We start from the raw sequence: 16,359 nt of genomic DNA, 5'->3' as shown, positions 1-16,359 counted from the left end.
CCGGAAGCGTTAAACGACCGGACGCGTACACTCAGAATGCGGGCCGGTGGGGTAGCTTGGTATCCTTCGGCCTTCGGGTGGCCGTAACCGCGATTCGAATTCGCGCCGGCCCACTTTTCCCGCATTTCGACTCGAGGGGGAGTGGCGAGTCTGTAGTACTTCTCGAAGAGAATTAGTCAATCTCGCGTCGCCGACTATAGCTTCTTGTCCAGAAAGGAACTGATTCTCGGAAGCTACTTTTCCAAATCGTCGGCATCGAGTTTACCCTCGAGATATGCACAGCCTTGGTCAGTGATTCGGTAGAGGCCACGGTCCTTGTCATCGTACTCGACGAGTCCACCCTCCTGTAGCGCCCGCAACCGTCGTCTTACGTGTGATATCTTGTAGTCGATGTTGGCCTCGACGGTGGACGGATTTGCGATGAGGGGCCGGTTTCCCTCGTTGAGAAGAAACTCGAGGATCGCATCGTCGGCCCGTGTCATCCAGTCCACCCGTGGCCGTCGCATTCGACCGTGAATACACGAAACACCGTGTTAGAACACCCGGTTCGGCAGCATTTGTGCGCTGTTTACTCTTCTAGTACTGTATATGATGCACTAGTTCTACCTGCTGTCTACTCTTTGGTCACATAACGGAGGCCGGACGGAACCGACGCTACCCAGTCGGTCCTTCGAGAGAAATGCGGACCTGGTGCCTGAAACACCGGTCCGATCGGCTTCCGTAACCCCTAGAAGCCATGCACGACGACGATTCGCGGGGCCTTGAAAGCCCTGCTCGAGCAGACGCATCACCCCCGACAGCCGATGGCAGTCGCGCCTGGATCGAACTCACCGGGTTCCAGCGCGACTGTCTCGAGGCCATCGCTCGCCGCGAGCGCGACGATAAGCCGTGCAATAATCAGGGAATTGTCTGGACGCTCGAGCGCCGGTATCCCAGGGTCAGCCGGAACCGAGTGGACCCGAACCTGTCCATGCTTGTCGGGCACGGCCTCCTCGAGACGACCGAACGGTCCACTGAGCCGACCAGGTACGGTCTCACGGACGCCGGGCGCGCGCTCCTGGTGCAACGCGTCGAACGCCTCGCGGACGCCTGCGGAATCAGCGCGATCGACGGCACGTGAACGGCTGCAGCGATCACTCGAGGGGCTGGCGATGGACACAGATAGCGGGCTTGAGGAGTCGACGGTACTCGAGTCTCCGTCTACTGAAATTCGCGAGAACTGTTCGTCTCCGTCGTCGCGTTCCCCTGTACAGTCTCGTTCGACGCGTTTTCCGGCGGCGTCACCGTCGAGACCTCGCTGGGGCCCGTCGTCCACATCGCTGATGTGCCGTTGTACGTGATCGTCACCTGCGGGGTCTCTTCCGCGCCGATGGTACCGATCACCCAGCCCGAGATCGTCTCGTTCGCGTCGATGCTCGGCCGGCTCTTCCCGGCGGGGTAGGTCTCGAAGTCTCGATCGCCCACGCGAAGCGCGTACCGTCCGTTGTCGACCGCCATTCCCAGCCCCATTCCCACGGACGGGAAGTACCCGCTGTCGCCGGAGCCGTCGACCCTGATGTCGTTGAGACCGGTCGTCGTGACCACGTCGGGACCGTCTTCCAAGGCGTCGTAGTTGGACGGATTGATCGTGGGGCCGTCACGGGACGTCTCGTCCGTATTGCGGGCTTCGACCCAGAACAGTGCGTACACCGAATCCGACGGATGAGTGACCGTCTTGCTGTCATCCATCGACGTTCCGACGATCGTGACCTGTCCGGTGCGCATCGCGTCCGTGACGGTGACGTCAACGCTGCCGTAGCTGACCGTGTCTCCGAGCGACTGCGTCTCGTTCGACGTTGACAGCGGCAGTCCCGAGCAACCCGCTCCTAGTATCGTGCCGGCGACCGCCACGAACGTCCGTCGATCCATTGTATTGTCCATTAATATGTAGACAAATAAATGTCTTTTCAGTATCAGTCCGTGGCCGGACCATCGAGTCGATGACCGACCCAATCAAACGTCGGAGTAGCCCTCTTCGCCCGCTCCGACGGACTCGTCTCCGTTGTCGAAGACTTCGTCCTCGTCGACGACTCGGTACGACGGGTCGTCGCATGGACAGGCGTTGTAAGGACTCACCGGTCGAACTGTTCCATCCCGGCGTGCCCATACCGTAAAGAGTTCGCCGCAGTTGTCACAAAGACCGGCCGCCTTCTCTCTGTCTCCATCGGATTGGGTCACTGAAATAAATCCACTCGCAGTACACTGTCAACGACACCCAAACGGAAAGTACCCGGGTTACACAGACCGACGATCGGTCAGCATCAGTCCCGAGACGGTCTGCCTCTCGTCTCGAGACTGCGATCGAACCAGTTAGCGTGGACGACCTCGACACCGACAGTCTACTGCTCCCCGACCCTGAACCCGGCGGCCCGATACCGCCGTTAGAGTTTCTCGGCCCGCCGTGCCTGCTCGGAGCGCCGATTGGCCTGCTCGAGTCGTTTCCCCGTCGCGTTCGAGAGCGAATCCGGAACGTCCTCTCGTGCCTCAGCAAGTCGCTCCTCCGCCCGCTGGAGGCGCTCGAGAACGTTCTGTAGTTGCTTGTCGGTATTTCCATGCTCGTTCGCGCGCGCCCGCTCGGCGGCTCGCTGGGCGGCATCGACGACGGCCGCGAGGGAGCGCTCGAGGCCGGTAACAGCGTTTGACGAGCCGCGACCCTCGCGCTCCGTCTCGTCATCGTCGTCATCGCTATCACTGCCATCATCGTCACCGAGCGCCGCGATATCCGCTCTGGTCTCCTCGGCGACCTCGGCCACGTACTCCGCGAGCGACGCTTTGCCGGTCTCCGGGCGCTCGATGCGGACCGTCGATTCGGATCCTGGGTCCGGGTTGACCCGATAGGCACCGATGGTGTCGTCCCCGTCTCGAACCTCGGTCGTGTAGGCCCCGCCGCGATCGACGTAGACGGCGTCGCTCCCGCCGACCGACGACTCGTAGAGTCGACCGGCGAAGTCGTCTTCGACGGCCACCCTCGAGAGGTCGCTCGCCCCGTTTTCATCGCCGAGTTCCAGTTTCGTCGCACGATTGCGGGCGATCAGCGGAATTTCGCCATCGACGCCTGCCGCCGTTGGGGTCCCGTCGTCCGAGACAGTGACCCGCTCGCTGTGTGGCGCTCGTCCCGCACCGTTGACCGTCAGCCGGTGATCGCCGGCGGGGACGTCCCGTGCGATGGCGACGCCCCCGAACGTCGGGACCGCCTCGGGCTCGCTTTCGAGCAGGACGATCGCCTCAAGGTCGATCTCGGTCGTGGTCAGCCCTTCGTTTTCCGGTGCGTCGTCGCTCGCGATCACGTCCGTGACGCGGCTGACGACGGTATTGATCGGTGCCGCCTCGCCGATGGCATCGTAGCGCTCGGCCAGCGCCGTCCGATGATTGGGCACGGAGATGTCTGCGGCCGGGTTATCGTAGCGGGGCTGACTCCACGGCGTCCCCGTCGCCGTGAGATGGCCGGCGGCGGCGTCCTCGACCGGCTCCGGCACGGAGAACTCGAAGCTCAACTGCGGTCCGGTGAAGTCCGTGATGTGCTCGAGGTCGCTACTCGGAACGAGGTCGTACTCGATGTCAGCGTCGGCCTCGTCCGTCCGCTCGCGGTGCCGGAAGACGAGCCCCGTTTCGCGCGACGGGAGGTCCGTCGGCGGCGACGTCAGCGCGTCGAACGACCGAACGGTCAGGTCGTCGTCGATCAGCGACTCTCGAGTGACAGAGGGCAGCCGTTCGTGCTCGTATATCGGCTCGCCTTCGTACTCCGGGATAAGATAGGGGAGCCGCGAGCCTTCGTCGCGGGGCAGGCCGTACGCCAGCGGCACGTCGGCGAGGTCCTCGATGCCCTCGATTGCCGTGTTCGTGATGTCCGCGAGCAGGTTCCCGGCAGCGACCCGCTGGAAGTGATCGGCCACGTCGTTGACGGAGAGCGCACTCGAGTGCGAGCCGAGTTCCGAGAGGATGCGGGGGATCATGTCGGGGTCCGGATCCAGGAACTCGTTGTTCGGGACCGTCCGCGAGTGGGAACTGGCGACGTACAACTGGGTCTCGTCGGTCTCCGTATCGATGAAGACGTGCAACACTTCCCAGTCGTGCCAGTGGAAGTTAGTCGTGAACTGGTCGAACGCCGAGTAACACCAGAACTGGACGACGGCGAGCGGCGACTCCTCGTACTCGACGGCGTGATAAAAGACGGTCGGGTTCGGCGGGCTCCCCTCGCTGTATCGCTCGTGGTAGCCGTCGACGGCGTCGAAGCCGGTGACGACCGCCTCACCGTCCTGTTCGCTGGTGTACGGCCGCGGATCCGTCGGAAACCACGGCTCGCGGCTATCGAAGTACAGCGTCGGCGCGAACCGTGTCGCCAGCGCTCGAGCCGTCTCGTCGTCGACCTGACTCGTCCGACCGTCGGCCTCCCGTTCGAACGCCGAACAGCCGGCGAGCGCGGCCCCGCCGACGCCGGCGAGCGCGCCGAGGACCGTTCGCCGGTCCACGTCGGCCGCCGTTTCGTCGGTCACGGGGTATCACGATCCGTCGTCGAACCAACGCCTACGACCCGCACGGCCGTTCCTGTTTCGGACATACCCCTCCATGAGCGTATCCGCTCAAGAAACCTTCCGTCCGCGCCCGGTTCTTGTTGTCTGTCGATTGACGTTTCAGACCGGCTCGGTCGATTGCTGTGGATCTCGCGACGAACCCGCACTCGCTCGTCATGCGTGGGCCGGCCACTCGAACATGCGAGCGGCGATCCGCGGCCACCGACGCCGTCCTCACTCGAGTCCGATCTCGATCAGCGCTAACTCGTCAGACGGCACCGCCTCCTCGAACGCCGACTCGATCTCACCCCACGTGTCGGGACGATAGGCGTTGATCCCGAAGCTTTTGGCGAACGTCACCAGATCCGGTGTCGTCAGCTCGGTCCCCGTGTGTTCGCCGCGATGGTCCTCTTGTTTCTCCGAGATCAAACCGTAGTCCTCGTCATTGAACACGACGGTCGTAAAGCTACAATCCAGCCGCGTCGCGGTCTCGAGTTCGGCCGCGTTCATCATGAACCCGCCGTCGCCGGTGCCTGCGACGACGTTCGAATCGACCGCCAGATCGGCTGCGAGCGCGCCCGGGACGGCGATTCCCATGCTTGCCAGCCCGTTCGAGATCACGCACGTGTTCGGCTCGTAGGTCGGGAACGACTGGGCGATCGCCATCTTGTGACTGCCCACGTCCGAGACGAGCACGTCCGAATCGGCCATCGCCTCGCGCAACAGGGGCAGGGCGTTTCTCACCGTGATCGGATCGTCCTCGGCCGGGTGTTCGGTCACCGACTCGAGCAGGCGATCGTGGAGGTCGTCACACCACAGTGAACACGCGCCCTCCGACAGGCGCTCGCCGATGGCCCCGAGCGCCGCGCCGACGTCCGCGACGATCTCCACGTCCGGGTTGTAATGGCGATAGACCTCCGCGGGTTCGTAATCGACGTGGACGATGGTCTTCTCGAGGTCGGAATTCCATCCCGCCGGATCGTGCTCGGCGATGTCATAGCCGACCGCGACGACGCAGTCGGCCCGCTCGATCGCCCGTGCGGCCTCGCCAGCTGGTCCCGAGTCGAGCGTCATCAGCGAGGCTGACTCGCGGTCGGAGATCGCCCCCTTGCCCATGTACGTCTCGACGACCGGGAAACCGACGCTGTCGACGATGGCGCGGATGTTCTCCGAGGCGCGGGTCCGGACCGCGCCGTTGCCCGCGAGGACGATCGGCTGCTCGGCCTCGGCGATCAGCCGCGCCGCGCGCTCGGCCGATTCGTCGTCCGGGTCCGGCCGGCGAACCGGATCGCGGCGCTCGATTGGTTCGGCGTCGACGGTCGCCGCGGCGACGTCCTCGGGGAACTCGAGGTGGGTCGCTCCCGGTTTCTCGTACTCGGCGAGCTTGAACGCCTTACGGACGGATTCGGGCGTGATCTCGGGCTCGGCGATCTGCGTGTTCCACGTGACGATCGGCTCGAAGATGTCGACGACGTCGAGGGCCTGATGGCTCTCCTTGTGGAGGCGCTCACGATCGCCCTGGCCGGTGATGGCGACTACCGGGCTCTTATCGAGTTGCGCATCAGCCACGCCGGTCATCAAGTTCGTCGCGCCGGGGCCGAGCGTGGAACAGCAGACGCCCGCCTCGCCGGTCAAGCGGCCGTGGACGTCGGCCATGAACGCCGCCCCCTGTTCGTGGCGGGTCGGCACGAACCGGATCGAGGAGTCCCGCAGCGAGAACAGTAGGTCCTCGATCTCCTCGCCCGGAACCCCGAAGACGCGGTCGACGTCTTCGGCCTCGAGACAGCTGACGAGCAGGTCGGATGCCGTCTGCATGGTCGTCCCGTCTACACCGCTGTGCATTAATCGCTCGCCATTCAGGAATCCGATACATACGGTGGAGTGGTTCAAGCCGTCAGCGACGATATCGGCTTGTATCGGCCTTCTCTAGCCGGTTCTCGAGGACTGTCGGGACGGCCCCGGGTCGGGTTTCGTATCGCCCATTTCAATTTATGACGGTGAAATCGGCTGACAACGGAGCGCCGGTGCGGCAACGACGGTATTCGCTGGCGAATCGCGGCACGTTGGATGGTCTCGGTTGGAGACTCTCGTACTAGGGCGACCGCTGGTGGCCGGCCGACTGCGAACCCCCTCGAGTCCGATTACAGGACCTGGTCCGCCCGGATCCGAAGAATCACGCGCTCGGTTTCGATCTGCGGCTGATACTCATCGACGTCCTGATATCGCCGGGCGAGTTCATCGATGTGTTCGCGAGCGCCCTCGGTGGTGATCTCCTCGACTTCGCCGATCACCGAGAGGAACCGGTAGGGATCGTCGGGATCGGTCATGCTGACGCCGACGCCGGGGTTGTTCTGGGCGTTGCGTTCCTTCTGACGGCCGCGCTCGGTGTTGACCAGGAGTCGGTCGTCGTCCTCGTCGTAGTCGATCCACACCGGTGTGACGTGCGGGAGTCCATCCTCCGTCAGCGTCGCGACGTGAGCGAACGTGCCCTTCTCGAACAGATCGTGGAAGTCGTTGGGTATCGAGGCCATGTGCATCGCGTTCGTTCGCCGGCCCCGTTCTTGTGTGTGATGCCTACACCCACTGGGAGTGACCGATCTTGATGTCGGCTGGTCCGATCGCTTGCAGACGAGCGTGTTCGCGGCTAAGAGCGCCAGAGACCACGCAAATGTCGGCTGACGGCTTATGCATCTCGACGCTGATTAGTTCCGTATGACTGATCGACAGCCGTCGACCCGTCGGCGAGTGCTGAAACTAACAGGTGCAGCGGCCTCAACAGCTCTCGTTGCCGGCTGTGGCGGACCAGGTGGCGGTGGAGAGGAGGAAGACAACGAAACCGAAGCGGAAGAGGGGACGGGTAACGGACAAGATATGGAAGACGAGCCGACTGGGGAGAACGAGACGAACGAAACCGAAGGCAACGAAACGAACGCAACTGAGAACGAGACGAACGAAACCGGAAACGCGACGAACGAAACCGAAGGCAATGAGACGAACGAGACTGGGAACGCGACAAACGAGAGCGAGTAGCCTCGCTGCAGTCGGCGGAACCGAGTCCGTCGCCGTCTAGCGCAAATGGTCGGATAGCCGTGATCGGGTACCTCCATCACGTTTTCTCGGCCACTGTCGGCGGTGCGTAACCGTTACCGGTCCCCGACCCCTGCCTCGAGTAATGACCGAGGGACTCGAGACGGACGTCGAGGAGATGGACGAGATCGCCGAGCGACGGGATGAACTGGCGGCCCGTGTTCGGACACACGCTGGCGAGATCGCGCGGGAACTCGCCGTCTTGCAGGGCGGGGACTACGGCCAGGAAACGTTCAACACCGACGCCGGCAGTTGGACGCTCAAGTACGAGGCCGGCGACGTGCAATACCTCCGATTCGACCCCAAATCTGGCTCGGAGATCTACGTCGTCTCGAGCAAGCAGCCGCCCGAACCCGATCCCCTCGAGCGGGCGATGGCCGACTACGGCGCGTTCGTCAAGGCCTACAACGAGTACGTCCGCTCGTTCGACGGTATGCTGACGGACGTCACCGACGAGTTCCCCGAGGCCGAATCGACGGCGGAACTGGTCGCCGAACGGGATCGGATCGTCGATCGCATCCGCGATGTCTGCAACGCGATGGCGAGCCAGCTCCACCGCTACGACGGCGAGTACGGTACCTATTCGACGACGATCTCGGGTACCCGCTGGGAGCTGAAATGGGAGGAGGGCCGCGCCTCCTACCTGCGGGTCGGCGGCTCCGACGGCGTCTACCTCCTCTCGCAGTACGGTCCGCCGGCAGCCCCCGAAGTCCGCCGGCTGGCCGATGACGTTCCCGCCTTCGTCGCCGACTTCAACGACCACGTCGCCGACCTCGAGGCGGATCTCGAGGGCATCAGCTTCGACGACGTCTAGACGCCACGCCGCAGCAGCGCCGTCTCAGCGTCTCGGTCGGACTGTACGGTGCCCCTTCTATCGTTTGTCGGCCCCTACACGGACAGCAACCGCGATCGCGTCTCGATTGATGGCACGGAACCGAACCGGGTTCAGCGGCCACCGATCGGAACCATGCCGGGTCAGTACGGGCGGGAATTTCGGAGCAGTACCGAGCGAACCCGAACGCTCTATACCGAAACTAGTAGTCGTTTTGTACCGTCTCGGCCTATCGGACGGTGGCGACGACGCTCGCCTGGACTATCATGGATGGCTCTACCCACGCCGACGAGGGAACTGCCCACGAGTACACGGCCGATACCGACGAGACCGATCCCGCGGGCCCGGTACTGTTCGATGCGATCGTCGTCCGCTACCAGTCCGATAGCGATCGCTGTACGCTCGTCCCCCGCGACGGGACTACCGAAATGAAACTGAACGCCTGGCTCACTGCGAATCTGGAGACGGTCGTCGATCTCGACGACGCCCGCTGATGGTGGCTGCGGGTCCGTCGATGCGGTCGAAGCGAGACGCTCCCGAGCTGGTCGTTCTTGCGAGAGAATACGGCCAGGAGCTACACGTCGACGTACTGGTCGACCCACTCCTGACGGCGCTGCAGTGCGCGTCGGCCTTTCGGCGTCAACGCGTAGTAGTTCGTCCGCCGGTCGAGCTCGCCTTTCTCGACGAGTTCCTTCTCGACGAGCGTGTCGAGATTCGGATACAGCCGGCCATGTGTGACCGGCTGCTCGATGTAGCTATTGATGTCGTCGAGAATTTCCTGCCCTGACGGCCGGTCTTTCCCTGCGATCACGTACAACAAATCACGCTGGAAGCCAGTTAGCTGGTCCATGGATCACCCTCTGAGTAAGGACGTTCACCGTTCCGTGGCTTTGTTATAGAGCTTGTACGGTCGTCTCGCGACTCGGAACGCACCGCGTAGAACCGCGCTGGCCACGGCGCTAGCTCCGCGGCTCGAGGAAGTCCCGATCGTCATCGCTCTCAGTCGACCCTGTCCGCGTGACGCGGCGTTTTTGACAGTGACCGCCGTACCGGCCGGTATGCCAACCGATCCACTCGCCTGGGAGACGCGCGAGCGACGGGTAGCCTACTCCTGTCCGGGGTTCGACGTCGTTAACGAGTCCGTTCGGCTTCCCGACGGGACCGACACCGAGTTCGATTACCTCTCGGAGCCGGCAAGCGTCTGCATTCTGCCGTTTACCCCCGATGGCGACGTCGTCTGCATCGACGAGTGGCGACAGGCCGTCTCGCGGATCAGCCACGGATTCCCCGTCGGCGGCACCGAACCCGAAGACACCGATCTCGAGGCGTCAGCCCGTCGAGAACTCGCCGAGGAGACCGGCTATGAGGCCGAGGAATTGGAACCGCTCACGACCGTCGAACCGGCCAACGGGATCGCGGACGCCGTCTTGCACTTCTTCGTCGCTCGCGGCTGCCGGCCGACCGCCGAGCAGCGACTCGATCACAACGAGAGCATTCGGGTACGGGAGCGCTCGCTCGCGGACCTGACTGACGCGGTGGCCGACGGCGAGATCCGTGACGGCCGGACGGTGCTCGCCCTCTCGTACTATCGGCTGTTCGACGAGGGAGACGGCTCGAGTCAAAAATAGCGAGTCGAAACGCGAAACCGGTGTTATACCGGCAGTAGTCTCGTAATGCCCCGGATCGTCACCCTGTCTCGTTGGTTGCGTTCGTCTCGTTCGTTTCGTTCCCCTGCGATTGCTGCAGCGATTCCTGGAGTCCCTGAGTTTCGCCGAGGGTGACGGTCTGGGCGGAACTGCTCTCGATGGTCATCGAACCCGCGTCGACCGACGAGACCGTCTCGCCCGTCGCCGTTTCGTTCATCGATGTCTCATTGTCGGTCGCGTTATCAGCCGTTACGTTGCCAGTAGCGTTGTCGGTCGCGTTATCAGCTGTTTCGTTGTTAGTAGCGTTGTCAGCCGTTTCGTTACTGGCCTGCGTCTCGAGGCTCCCGACGGTCATGGATTCGAACGTGAGATCGCCGACGTCGAACTGTTCGATGGTGAGCGACTCGATCTCCTGGGTGCTGGCGTTCTCGTCGGTAGCGTTCTGGCCGTCACCGTCACCGCCGTCGCCGCCGAACAGTCCACCGACGAAGTCGGAGATTCCCGAGAGGATTCCACCGTCGCCCTCGTCGACGGTGAGGTCCTCGATCGCCAGCCGATCGGCGTTCATCGTCTCGATCGTCATATTCTGTACCGTCACGTTGTTGGCGTCCTCGTTGATCACGTCCTGAAGCCCTGACGACGCGTTCCCGCCGGCGGCGCTCTCATTGCCGGTCGCGTTGGCACCGCCGATGTCGTCGATCGAGATGTTCCCGAGCGCGAGCGATTCGAAGGCGACGTCCGAGATCACGACCTCTTCGGAGGTCTGGTTGGCCGCAGATTCGTTGGCCGCCGACTGGTTCGCTTCGGACTGGTTCGATTCGCTCTCGTTCAGTTGCTGCTGGAGCTCGTCACCGCCCTGGATATCCAGTTGCTGAACGCTGAGTTCTTCGATCGTGGCATTCTCGATTGTGATGTTCTCGAGTTCGAGTGTGCCGACCTGTACGTTCTCGAGCGTTGCGCTCGTGTCGCCCATGTCTCCGGCGTCGTCCGCGGCTGTGTTCGTGGTCGCTCCACCGACGAGGGCGGGACCCCCGAGAGCAGGACCAACAGCGCGACGAAAGCGACGCCGATTGTTCGCGGTCGTGAAACCATACGCGCCGAGGTAGGGCCGTCGCGGGGCTAAAACGGGCCGACTGTTACGGAATTACCGCGGAGAAAACAGATGTTTCGGGCACGGGAGCGATCGCTTATGGCCAATCCGGTTTTTCCCTGCTCGACGGAAACCCCGACCAGCGCCGGTACCGTGTGGAAACGATGCGCCGGTACCACGGCGTACAGTCCTCACACGGCCGTCTGGCACTCTGGAATACGGCGGCCCGTCCTCTCAGCGATTCGTTACCGTCCTCCCGCCGCGCAAAGCAGCGATTTCCGTGACGAAACGGGAGAACCGTGCGGACGACCGAGGCCGTCTCCGTGGCGGCGGCCCGGAGTACGACCGTCACTGCCGATCGATCGCCAACGCAGTCGCTCGAGAAGGCGTCAAGAGCGCGACCCTGTTTCGTTACCTGAGTCGGAGCTCTCTCGTCTCGACGGCGTCGCAGGTGGGACAGACGAACTGGTAGCGGACTCGCCCACCCGAGGTGGTGACGCGCCAGCCGCCGTCGGTGTCGACGTAGCCACAGGCCGGACAGCGCAGCTCCGACTCGTCGAACTTCTCGCGAAGTCGCTCGAAGGGTGATCGATGCGCTGACATGTGTTATCGTATGTCGTGGTTGTATATAACACTGTCCTTGCTTGTGCCGGCTCGACCGTCAACCGATCACAACGGTTCTTAGGGATCCTTCCGTAGGGTACATATGGACGATGTCGACACGGACCATGGTGGCTCCGTCGGCGACGCCACGGCAGCGGCCCATGCTCTCGAGCACGTGGTCGATCCGGTCGTGGCGGTCGCCGACGGGACGATCACGTACGCGAACGAGGCCGCCCGCGACGCGTTCGAACTCGGCGACGCCGACCGCGAGGCGGCGACCGCACTCGGTGCGAGCTGGGATCGACTCGCAGCAGCGATTGACGAGACAACCGTCGGTACCGCCCGGCGAGTCGACTTCGAGGGCGACCGAGAGAGCGCGCGTCTCCACCGCGGGGCGAGCGGTGCGACGATTACGTTCGACCGCGGTGACGCGGGGTTCGACGCCGACACCGATAGCGCGGCCGACTCGCGATCGGGCGCGAGCGACCGGATAGTGAAAGACCGCGCGCTCAAGGAGGCCCCCGTCGGGGTCACCATCTCCGATCCGGACCGCGAGGACAACCCGCTGGTGTACATCAACGAGGCCTACGAGGAAATTACGGGCTACGGGTACGACGAGGTCGTCGGCCGGAACTGTCGGTTCCTGCAGGGCGAGGACTCCGACGAGACGGCGATCGCCGAGATGGCGGCGGCCATCGACGAGGAGAGACCCGTCACCGTCGAACTCAAGAATTACCGCAAGGACGGCACCGAGTTCTGGAACGAGGTGACTATCGCCCCCGTCCGCGACGGGGACGGCCGCGTGACCAACTACGTCGGCTTCCAGAACGACATTACCGCGCGCAAGGAGGCCGAACTCGCCCTCGAACGCCGAACCGAGGAACTCGAGTACATCCTCGATCGCGTTGAGGGGCTGATTCACGATGTCACCGCTGTCGTCGCGGGCTCGACCGACCGCTCGCAACTCGAGAATGAAGTCTGTGCGCGGATCGCCGCGGAGGACGCCTACGACGGGGTCTGGATCGGCGAGCGCAATCCTGCGACCGGGATGATCGATAGCCGCTCGAGCGCCGGCGACGGGCCGGACGACGAATCCGTCGCGACCGATGCCGACCACCCCGCTGCTGAGGCGCTCGCGACGACCGAACCCGCCGTCGATACCGTCGACGGACGGACCCGAGCTGCGTTCCCGCTGTCGTACAACGGGATCGAATACGGCGTGGTGACGATACGGACGGATCGTGCGATCGACGACCGCGAAACGGTGATCCTCTCCGCGCTCGCCCGCGCGATCGCTAGCGGCGTCAACGCCCGCGAGACCAGCCGCATGCTCGCAACCGACGCCGTCGTCGCCGTCGAACTCACGGTGACCGATCGCGCCCTCGCGCCGGTCACCCTCTCCGCCGACGCCGACTGTCAACTCGAGTACCGCCGGTCGGTCCACCGCACTGACGACGAGACAGCGTCGCTGTTTACCGTTACCGGCGCGAGCGCCGACGAGATCGCCGCCGTTGCCGACGAACTGGCCGACGTGGACTGCCGGATCGTCGTCGAGCGCGACGAGGAGTGTCTCGTGGAACTGACTGGCGGGATCGACCTCGTCGGGTGGCTCTCCGAGCGCGGTGCCCGCACGAAGACGATCGAAACCGAGGCCGGCCGCGCGCGGATCACCCTCGAGATTCCCCGTTCGGCGAACGTCCGCTCGGTCGTCGAGGCCGTCGAGGACCGGTACGACGGGACTGACGTCGTCTCCTTCCAGCAACGCGAACGCAACGGCGAGACTCGCCAGGAGTTCGCCGCTCGTCTCGAAGAGGCGCTGACCGACCGCCAGCTCGGCGCGTTACAGCGGGCTTATCTCGGCGGCTACTTCGAGTGGCCCCGGCCAACGACCGGCGAGGAACTCGCCCAGTCGATGGGCGTCTCGCGGCCGACGTTCCACGAACACCTGCGGACGGCCGAGGCGAAACTCTGTCGCGCCTTCTTCGGGGACGCGTAGCCATCCCATCGCAGTGAATTTCACGGCCTGAGACCTGTAGCCCCAGCTTAGCACCGAGAACGGTCGCGGACGGTCGCCGAGGTTTATGTGGCTCGTCGTGGGAGCCGTTGCTATGTTCGCGTTCGCAACTCCGCTGCAGATGGGCGGCGGTGGGTTCCTGTACTGGGCGATCATCTTCTTCGTCCTCGCAATCGTCGCCGCAGCCGTCGGTGCCCGCGGCGTCGCCGGGATCTCGATGGAGATCGCACGGATCTTCGTCCTGATCTTCATCATCCTCGCGGTGGTCGCGCTGCTGTTATGACCGCTGCGACGCCGAGCGCCGCTGGGGACCGGCCCGCGGACCGTCCGTCTGGACTCCCCGTCGCTCGCCCGCGCAAACGAGAGTACTGACGGTTACGTTTTCGCAGTGCTTGCCAGCGCAGCCGACTGTTCGCCTCGAGTCGCCGTCGGTTCCGTCGAGCGATGAGTAACGTGTCTCCGCCCTAAATAACGTAACCTTTTTTGGTTACGATTGGCTGAGAACGCCTAACATGATAGAGGTTGTATACAAGGGAGAACGGTTACTATGACAGAACTCGGCGGATTTCAAGATAGGGTCGCTCGCATTGATCTCTCGGACGGGGAGGTCGCGTACGAGTCAATCGACGACGAGGACGCGAAGCAGTATATCGGTGCGCGAGGACTCGGGGTAAAGTACGTCTTCGATCAGGGGCCGGATGTCGAGCCGCTCGGACCCGACAACCTGCTCGCGTTCATGAACGGGCCGCTGTCGGGCACGCAGGTAACGATGAGCGGCCGGATCGCCGTCTGTACGAAGTCGCCGCTGACCGGGACCGTCACCGACAGTCACCACGGCGGCTGGTCGGGCGCTCGGCTCAAGTGGTCCGGCTTCGATGGGCTGCTGTTCGAGGGACAGGCCGACGACCCGGTCTATGCCGTCATCGAGGACGGCGAGGTCGAGCTTCGAGACGCCTCCCACCTCTGGGGAGAGGGATTCCACGATACGCGCGACGCGATCGAAGAGGAGGTAGAGGGCTCCTACGGAAAGAACCTCAGCATCATGGGAATCGGCCCCGGTGGCGAGAACGAGGTCAAGTTCGCCTCGATCATGAACGAGGACGACCGGGCCTCCGGCCGCGGTGGCACCGGCTGCGTGATGGGGTCGAAGAACCTCAAGGCCGTCGTCGTCAAGTCTACGACGAAGATGCCGAAACCGGCCGACTCGGAGACCTTCAAGGAGGGCCACCAGCAGGCGATGCAAGCCATCACAGAATCCGAGGTCACCGCACCCAACGAGGGCGGCCTCTCGATGTACGGGACGAACGTCCTGATGAACATCGGCGAGGAGATGGACGGCCTCCCGACGAAAAACGGGCGATACACGTCGACCGAAAGCATGCGCGACGCGGAGGACGTCGACATCGACGCCGAGCGCGTCTCCGGCGAGAACGTCCGCGAGAACATCCTCGTCGACGAACCAACCTGTCACTCCTGTCCCGTCGCCTGCAAGAAGGAAGTCGAGGTACAGAAGATGCACAAGGGCGAGGAGATGAACGTCCGGACCGAGTCCTACGAGTACGAGTCAGCGTACGCGCTCGGACCGAACTCCGGCCACACCGACCGCGACGCCGTCGCGCTCATGATCGACCGCTGTAACGACATGGGCGTTGACACCATCGACGCTGGCAATATGATGGCGATGGCCATGGAGATGACCGAGGAAGGCAAACTCGAGGGTGTCGGCGAACTCGAGTGGGGCGACGCCGAGACGATGATCGACATGATCGAGCGGATCGCCCACCGCGAGGACGACCTCGCGGATCTGCTGGCCGAGGGGCCGCGTCGGGTCGCCGACCGCAAGGAGGCCCACGAGAACTCGCTTGCAGTCAAGGGCCAGACGATCGCGGCCTACGACCCGCGCTGTCTGAAGGGCATGGGCATCGGTTACGCCACCTCGAACCGCGGGGCCTGCCACCTGCGGGGGTACACCCCCGCCGCCGAAATCCTCGGCATCCCCGAGAAGGTCGATCCTTACGAGTACGAGGGCAAGGGCGAACTCACCGCCCAATTCCAGGATCTCCACGCGATCTCGGACTCCTTCGACATCTGCAAGTTCAACGCGTTCGCCGAAGGGATCGAGGAGTATGTCCTCCAGTACAACGGCATGACCGGCCGCGACGTCACCGAAGACGAACTCCTTGAGGCCGGCGAACGAGTCTACAACTTAGAGCGCTACTACAACAATCTCAACGGCTTCGATGGCAGCGACGACTCGCTCCCAGCACGCTTCCTCGAGGACGGTATCCCGGGTCAGGGCGCTTCGGAGGGCGAGTACTGCGAACTCGACGAGATGAAAGCAGAGTATTACGACCACCGCGGCTGGGTCGACGGCGTCGTTCCCGATGAGAAACTCGACGAACTCGGCATCGACCTCGGTCCGGGCACGGGCGTCAGCAGCGAAGGCAGCGCAGCAGCACCAAGCGACGACTGAGCGGGAACGTCGGATTCGTTTTTTCGCGTCCGGTTCGGCAGTGTCCGGCGTACAGGTCGGTACT

General features: G+C 63.8%; 17 protein-coding genes and 1 tRNA gene. 9 read left to right on the top strand and 9 right to left on the bottom strand.

Annotated elements, in window-relative coordinates; genetic code table 11:
• Positions 1 to 40: 40 nt before the first annotated feature.
• Positions 41 to 113 (top strand) — tRNA-Pro (locus K6I40_RS15565).
• Between the two features lie 120 nt (positions 114 to 233).
• Here K6I40_RS15565 and K6I40_RS15560 read toward each other — a convergent pair.
• A complete protein-coding gene (locus K6I40_RS15560) occupies positions 234 to 482 on the bottom strand; it encodes an ArsR family transcriptional regulator (RefSeq protein WP_222919929.1) in 249 nt (82 codons plus the stop codon).
• 254 nt (positions 483 to 736) lie between these two features.
• Between K6I40_RS15560 and K6I40_RS15555 the strand changes: the two genes are divergently transcribed.
• Positions 737 to 1,120 carry a PadR family transcriptional regulator gene (locus K6I40_RS15555; protein ID WP_222919928.1) on the top strand — a complete coding sequence of 128 codons (384 nt, stop codon included), beginning with the start codon at positions 737 to 739 and terminating at the stop codon, positions 1,118 to 1,120.
• Between the two features lie 80 nt (positions 1,121 to 1,200).
• On the opposite strand, the gene K6I40_RS15550 is transcribed toward K6I40_RS15555, so the two are convergent.
• The 5 genes from K6I40_RS15550 to K6I40_RS15530 form a co-directional block, all read right to left on the bottom strand.
• Positions 1,201 to 1,908 (bottom strand): hypothetical protein, encoded by a 708-nt coding sequence (locus K6I40_RS15550; RefSeq protein WP_222919927.1) that lies wholly within the window; start codon positions 1,906 to 1,908, stop codon positions 1,201 to 1,203.
• Positions 1,909 to 1,992: 84 nt separating this feature from the next.
• Positions 1,993 to 2,217 carry a hypothetical protein gene (locus tag K6I40_RS15545; RefSeq protein WP_222919926.1) on the bottom strand — a complete coding sequence of 75 codons (225 nt, stop codon included), beginning with the start codon at positions 2,215 to 2,217 and terminating at the stop codon, positions 1,993 to 1,995.
• A 203-nt stretch (positions 2,218 to 2,420) separates the two neighbouring features.
• Positions 2,421 to 4,532 (bottom strand): hypothetical protein, encoded by a 2,112-nt coding sequence (locus tag K6I40_RS15540; RefSeq protein WP_222919925.1) that lies wholly within the window; start codon positions 4,530 to 4,532, stop codon positions 2,421 to 2,423.
• A 252-nt stretch (positions 4,533 to 4,784) separates the two neighbouring features.
• Positions 4,785 to 6,365, bottom strand: a complete 1,581-nt coding sequence (locus K6I40_RS15535) for an acetolactate synthase large subunit (protein ID WP_222920383.1) — start codon at positions 6,363 to 6,365, stop codon at positions 4,785 to 4,787.
• A 326-nt stretch (positions 6,366 to 6,691) separates the two neighbouring features.
• Positions 6,692 to 7,081: a PPOX class F420-dependent oxidoreductase gene (locus K6I40_RS15530; protein ID WP_222919924.1), complete on the bottom strand. Its 390-nt coding sequence runs from the start codon at positions 7,079 to 7,081 to the stop codon at positions 6,692 to 6,694.
• Between the two features lie 181 nt (positions 7,082 to 7,262).
• Between K6I40_RS15530 and K6I40_RS15525 the strand changes: the two genes are divergently transcribed.
• The 3 genes from K6I40_RS15525 to K6I40_RS15515 all read left to right on the top strand — a co-directional run bounded on the left by K6I40_RS15525 (position 7,263) and on the right by K6I40_RS15515 (position 8,963).
• Positions 7,263 to 7,580: a hypothetical protein gene (locus K6I40_RS15525; protein WP_222919923.1), complete on the top strand. Its 318-nt coding sequence runs from the start codon at positions 7,263 to 7,265 to the stop codon at positions 7,578 to 7,580.
• Positions 7,581 to 7,722: 142 nt separating this feature from the next.
• Positions 7,723 to 8,451 (top strand): hypothetical protein, encoded by a 729-nt coding sequence (locus K6I40_RS15520; protein WP_222919922.1) that lies wholly within the window; start codon positions 7,723 to 7,725, stop codon positions 8,449 to 8,451.
• Between the two features lie 257 nt (positions 8,452 to 8,708).
• Positions 8,709 to 8,963, top strand: coding sequence for a hypothetical protein (locus tag K6I40_RS15515; protein WP_222919921.1), 255 nt, complete (start codon positions 8,709 to 8,711; stop codon positions 8,961 to 8,963).
• Between the two features lie 80 nt (positions 8,964 to 9,043).
• Here K6I40_RS15515 and K6I40_RS15510 read toward each other — a convergent pair whose 3' ends face one another.
• Positions 9,044 to 9,319, bottom strand: coding sequence for a PadR family transcriptional regulator (locus tag K6I40_RS15510; protein WP_222919920.1), 276 nt, complete (start codon positions 9,317 to 9,319; stop codon positions 9,044 to 9,046).
• A gap of 208 nt (positions 9,320 to 9,527) precedes the next feature.
• Here K6I40_RS15510 and K6I40_RS15505 point away from each other — a divergent pair, with 208 nt between their 5' ends.
• Positions 9,528 to 10,097, top strand: coding sequence for an NUDIX hydrolase (locus K6I40_RS15505; protein ID WP_222919919.1), 570 nt, complete (start codon positions 9,528 to 9,530; stop codon positions 10,095 to 10,097).
• Between the two features lie 58 nt (positions 10,098 to 10,155).
• Here K6I40_RS15505 and K6I40_RS15500 read toward each other — a convergent pair whose 3' ends face one another.
• Entirely contained in the window at positions 10,156 to 11,088 is a 933-nt protein-coding gene (locus K6I40_RS15500; protein WP_345779438.1) for a hypothetical protein, read from the bottom strand.
• Positions 11,089 to 11,616: 528 nt separating this feature from the next.
• Positions 11,617 to 11,808, bottom strand: a complete 192-nt coding sequence (locus tag K6I40_RS15495) for an HVO_0649 family zinc finger protein (protein WP_222919918.1) — start codon at positions 11,806 to 11,808, stop codon at positions 11,617 to 11,619.
• A gap of 103 nt (positions 11,809 to 11,911) precedes the next feature.
• On the opposite strand from K6I40_RS15495, the gene K6I40_RS15490 reads away from it, so the two are divergent.
• The 3 genes from K6I40_RS15490 (at position 11,912) to K6I40_RS15480 (ending at position 16,295) form a co-directional block, all read left to right on the top strand.
• A complete protein-coding gene (locus K6I40_RS15490; RefSeq protein WP_222919917.1) occupies positions 11,912 to 13,804 on the top strand; it encodes a bacterio-opsin activator domain-containing protein in 1,893 nt (630 codons plus the stop codon).
• 112 nt (positions 13,805 to 13,916) lie between these two features.
• A complete protein-coding gene (locus tag K6I40_RS15485) occupies positions 13,917 to 14,105 on the top strand; it encodes a DUF1328 family protein (protein WP_006187118.1) in 189 nt (62 codons plus the stop codon).
• 264 nt (positions 14,106 to 14,369) lie between these two features.
• Complete coding sequence (locus tag K6I40_RS15480) at positions 14,370 to 16,295, top strand: aldehyde ferredoxin oxidoreductase family protein (protein ID WP_222919916.1); 1,926 nt, start codon at positions 14,370 to 14,372, stop codon at positions 16,293 to 16,295.
• The last annotated feature ends 64 nt before the right edge of the window (positions 16,296 to 16,359 follow it).

This window comes from Natrinema sp. SYSU A 869 (assembly GCF_019879105.1).
Lineage (GTDB): Archaea > Halobacteriota > Halobacteria > Halobacteriales > Natrialbaceae > Natrinema.
Note: the sequence above shows the minus strand (reverse complement) of the source record. Positions and strands in the feature narration are given on the sequence as shown.

What these genes read in the sequence shown, in the direction of transcription:
- K6I40_RS15560 (WP_222919929.1), bottom strand. Translation starts at nt 482, where the DNA reads ATGACACGGGCCGACGATGCGATCCTCGAGTTTCTTCTCAACGAGGGA.
- K6I40_RS15555 (WP_222919928.1), top strand. Translation starts at nt 737, where the DNA reads ATGCACGACGACGATTCGCGGGGCCTTGAAAGCCCTGCTCGAGCAGAC.
- K6I40_RS15550 (WP_222919927.1), bottom strand. Translation starts at nt 1,908, where the DNA reads ATGGATCGACGGACGTTCGTGGCGGTCGCCGGCACGATACTAGGAGCG.
- K6I40_RS15535 (WP_222920383.1), bottom strand. Translation starts at nt 6,365, where the DNA reads ATGCAGACGGCATCCGACCTGCTCGTCAGCTGTCTCGAGGCCGAAGAC.
- K6I40_RS15530 (WP_222919924.1), bottom strand. Translation starts at nt 7,081, where the DNA reads ATGGCCTCGATACCCAACGACTTCCACGATCTGTTCGAGAAGGGCACG.
- K6I40_RS15525 (WP_222919923.1), top strand. Translation starts at nt 7,263, where the DNA reads ATGACTGATCGACAGCCGTCGACCCGTCGGCGAGTGCTGAAACTAACA.
- K6I40_RS15520 (WP_222919922.1), top strand. Translation starts at nt 7,723, where the DNA reads ATGACCGAGGGACTCGAGACGGACGTCGAGGAGATGGACGAGATCGCC.
- K6I40_RS15510 (WP_222919920.1), bottom strand. Translation starts at nt 9,319, where the DNA reads ATGGACCAGCTAACTGGCTTCCAGCGTGATTTGTTGTACGTGATCGCA.
- K6I40_RS15505 (WP_222919919.1), top strand. Translation starts at nt 9,528, where the DNA reads ATGCCAACCGATCCACTCGCCTGGGAGACGCGCGAGCGACGGGTAGCC.
- K6I40_RS15500 (WP_345779438.1), bottom strand. Translation starts at nt 11,088, where the DNA reads ATGGGCGACACGAGCGCAACGCTCGAGAACGTACAGGTCGGCACACTC.
- K6I40_RS15495 (WP_222919918.1), bottom strand. Translation starts at nt 11,808, where the DNA reads ATGTCAGCGCATCGATCACCCTTCGAGCGACTTCGCGAGAAGTTCGAC.
- K6I40_RS15490 (WP_222919917.1), top strand. Translation starts at nt 11,912, where the DNA reads ATGGACGATGTCGACACGGACCATGGTGGCTCCGTCGGCGACGCCACG.
- K6I40_RS15485 (WP_006187118.1), top strand. Translation starts at nt 13,917, where the DNA reads ATGTTCGCGTTCGCAACTCCGCTGCAGATGGGCGGCGGTGGGTTCCTG.
- K6I40_RS15480 (WP_222919916.1), top strand. Translation starts at nt 14,370, where the DNA reads ATGACAGAACTCGGCGGATTTCAAGATAGGGTCGCTCGCATTGATCTC.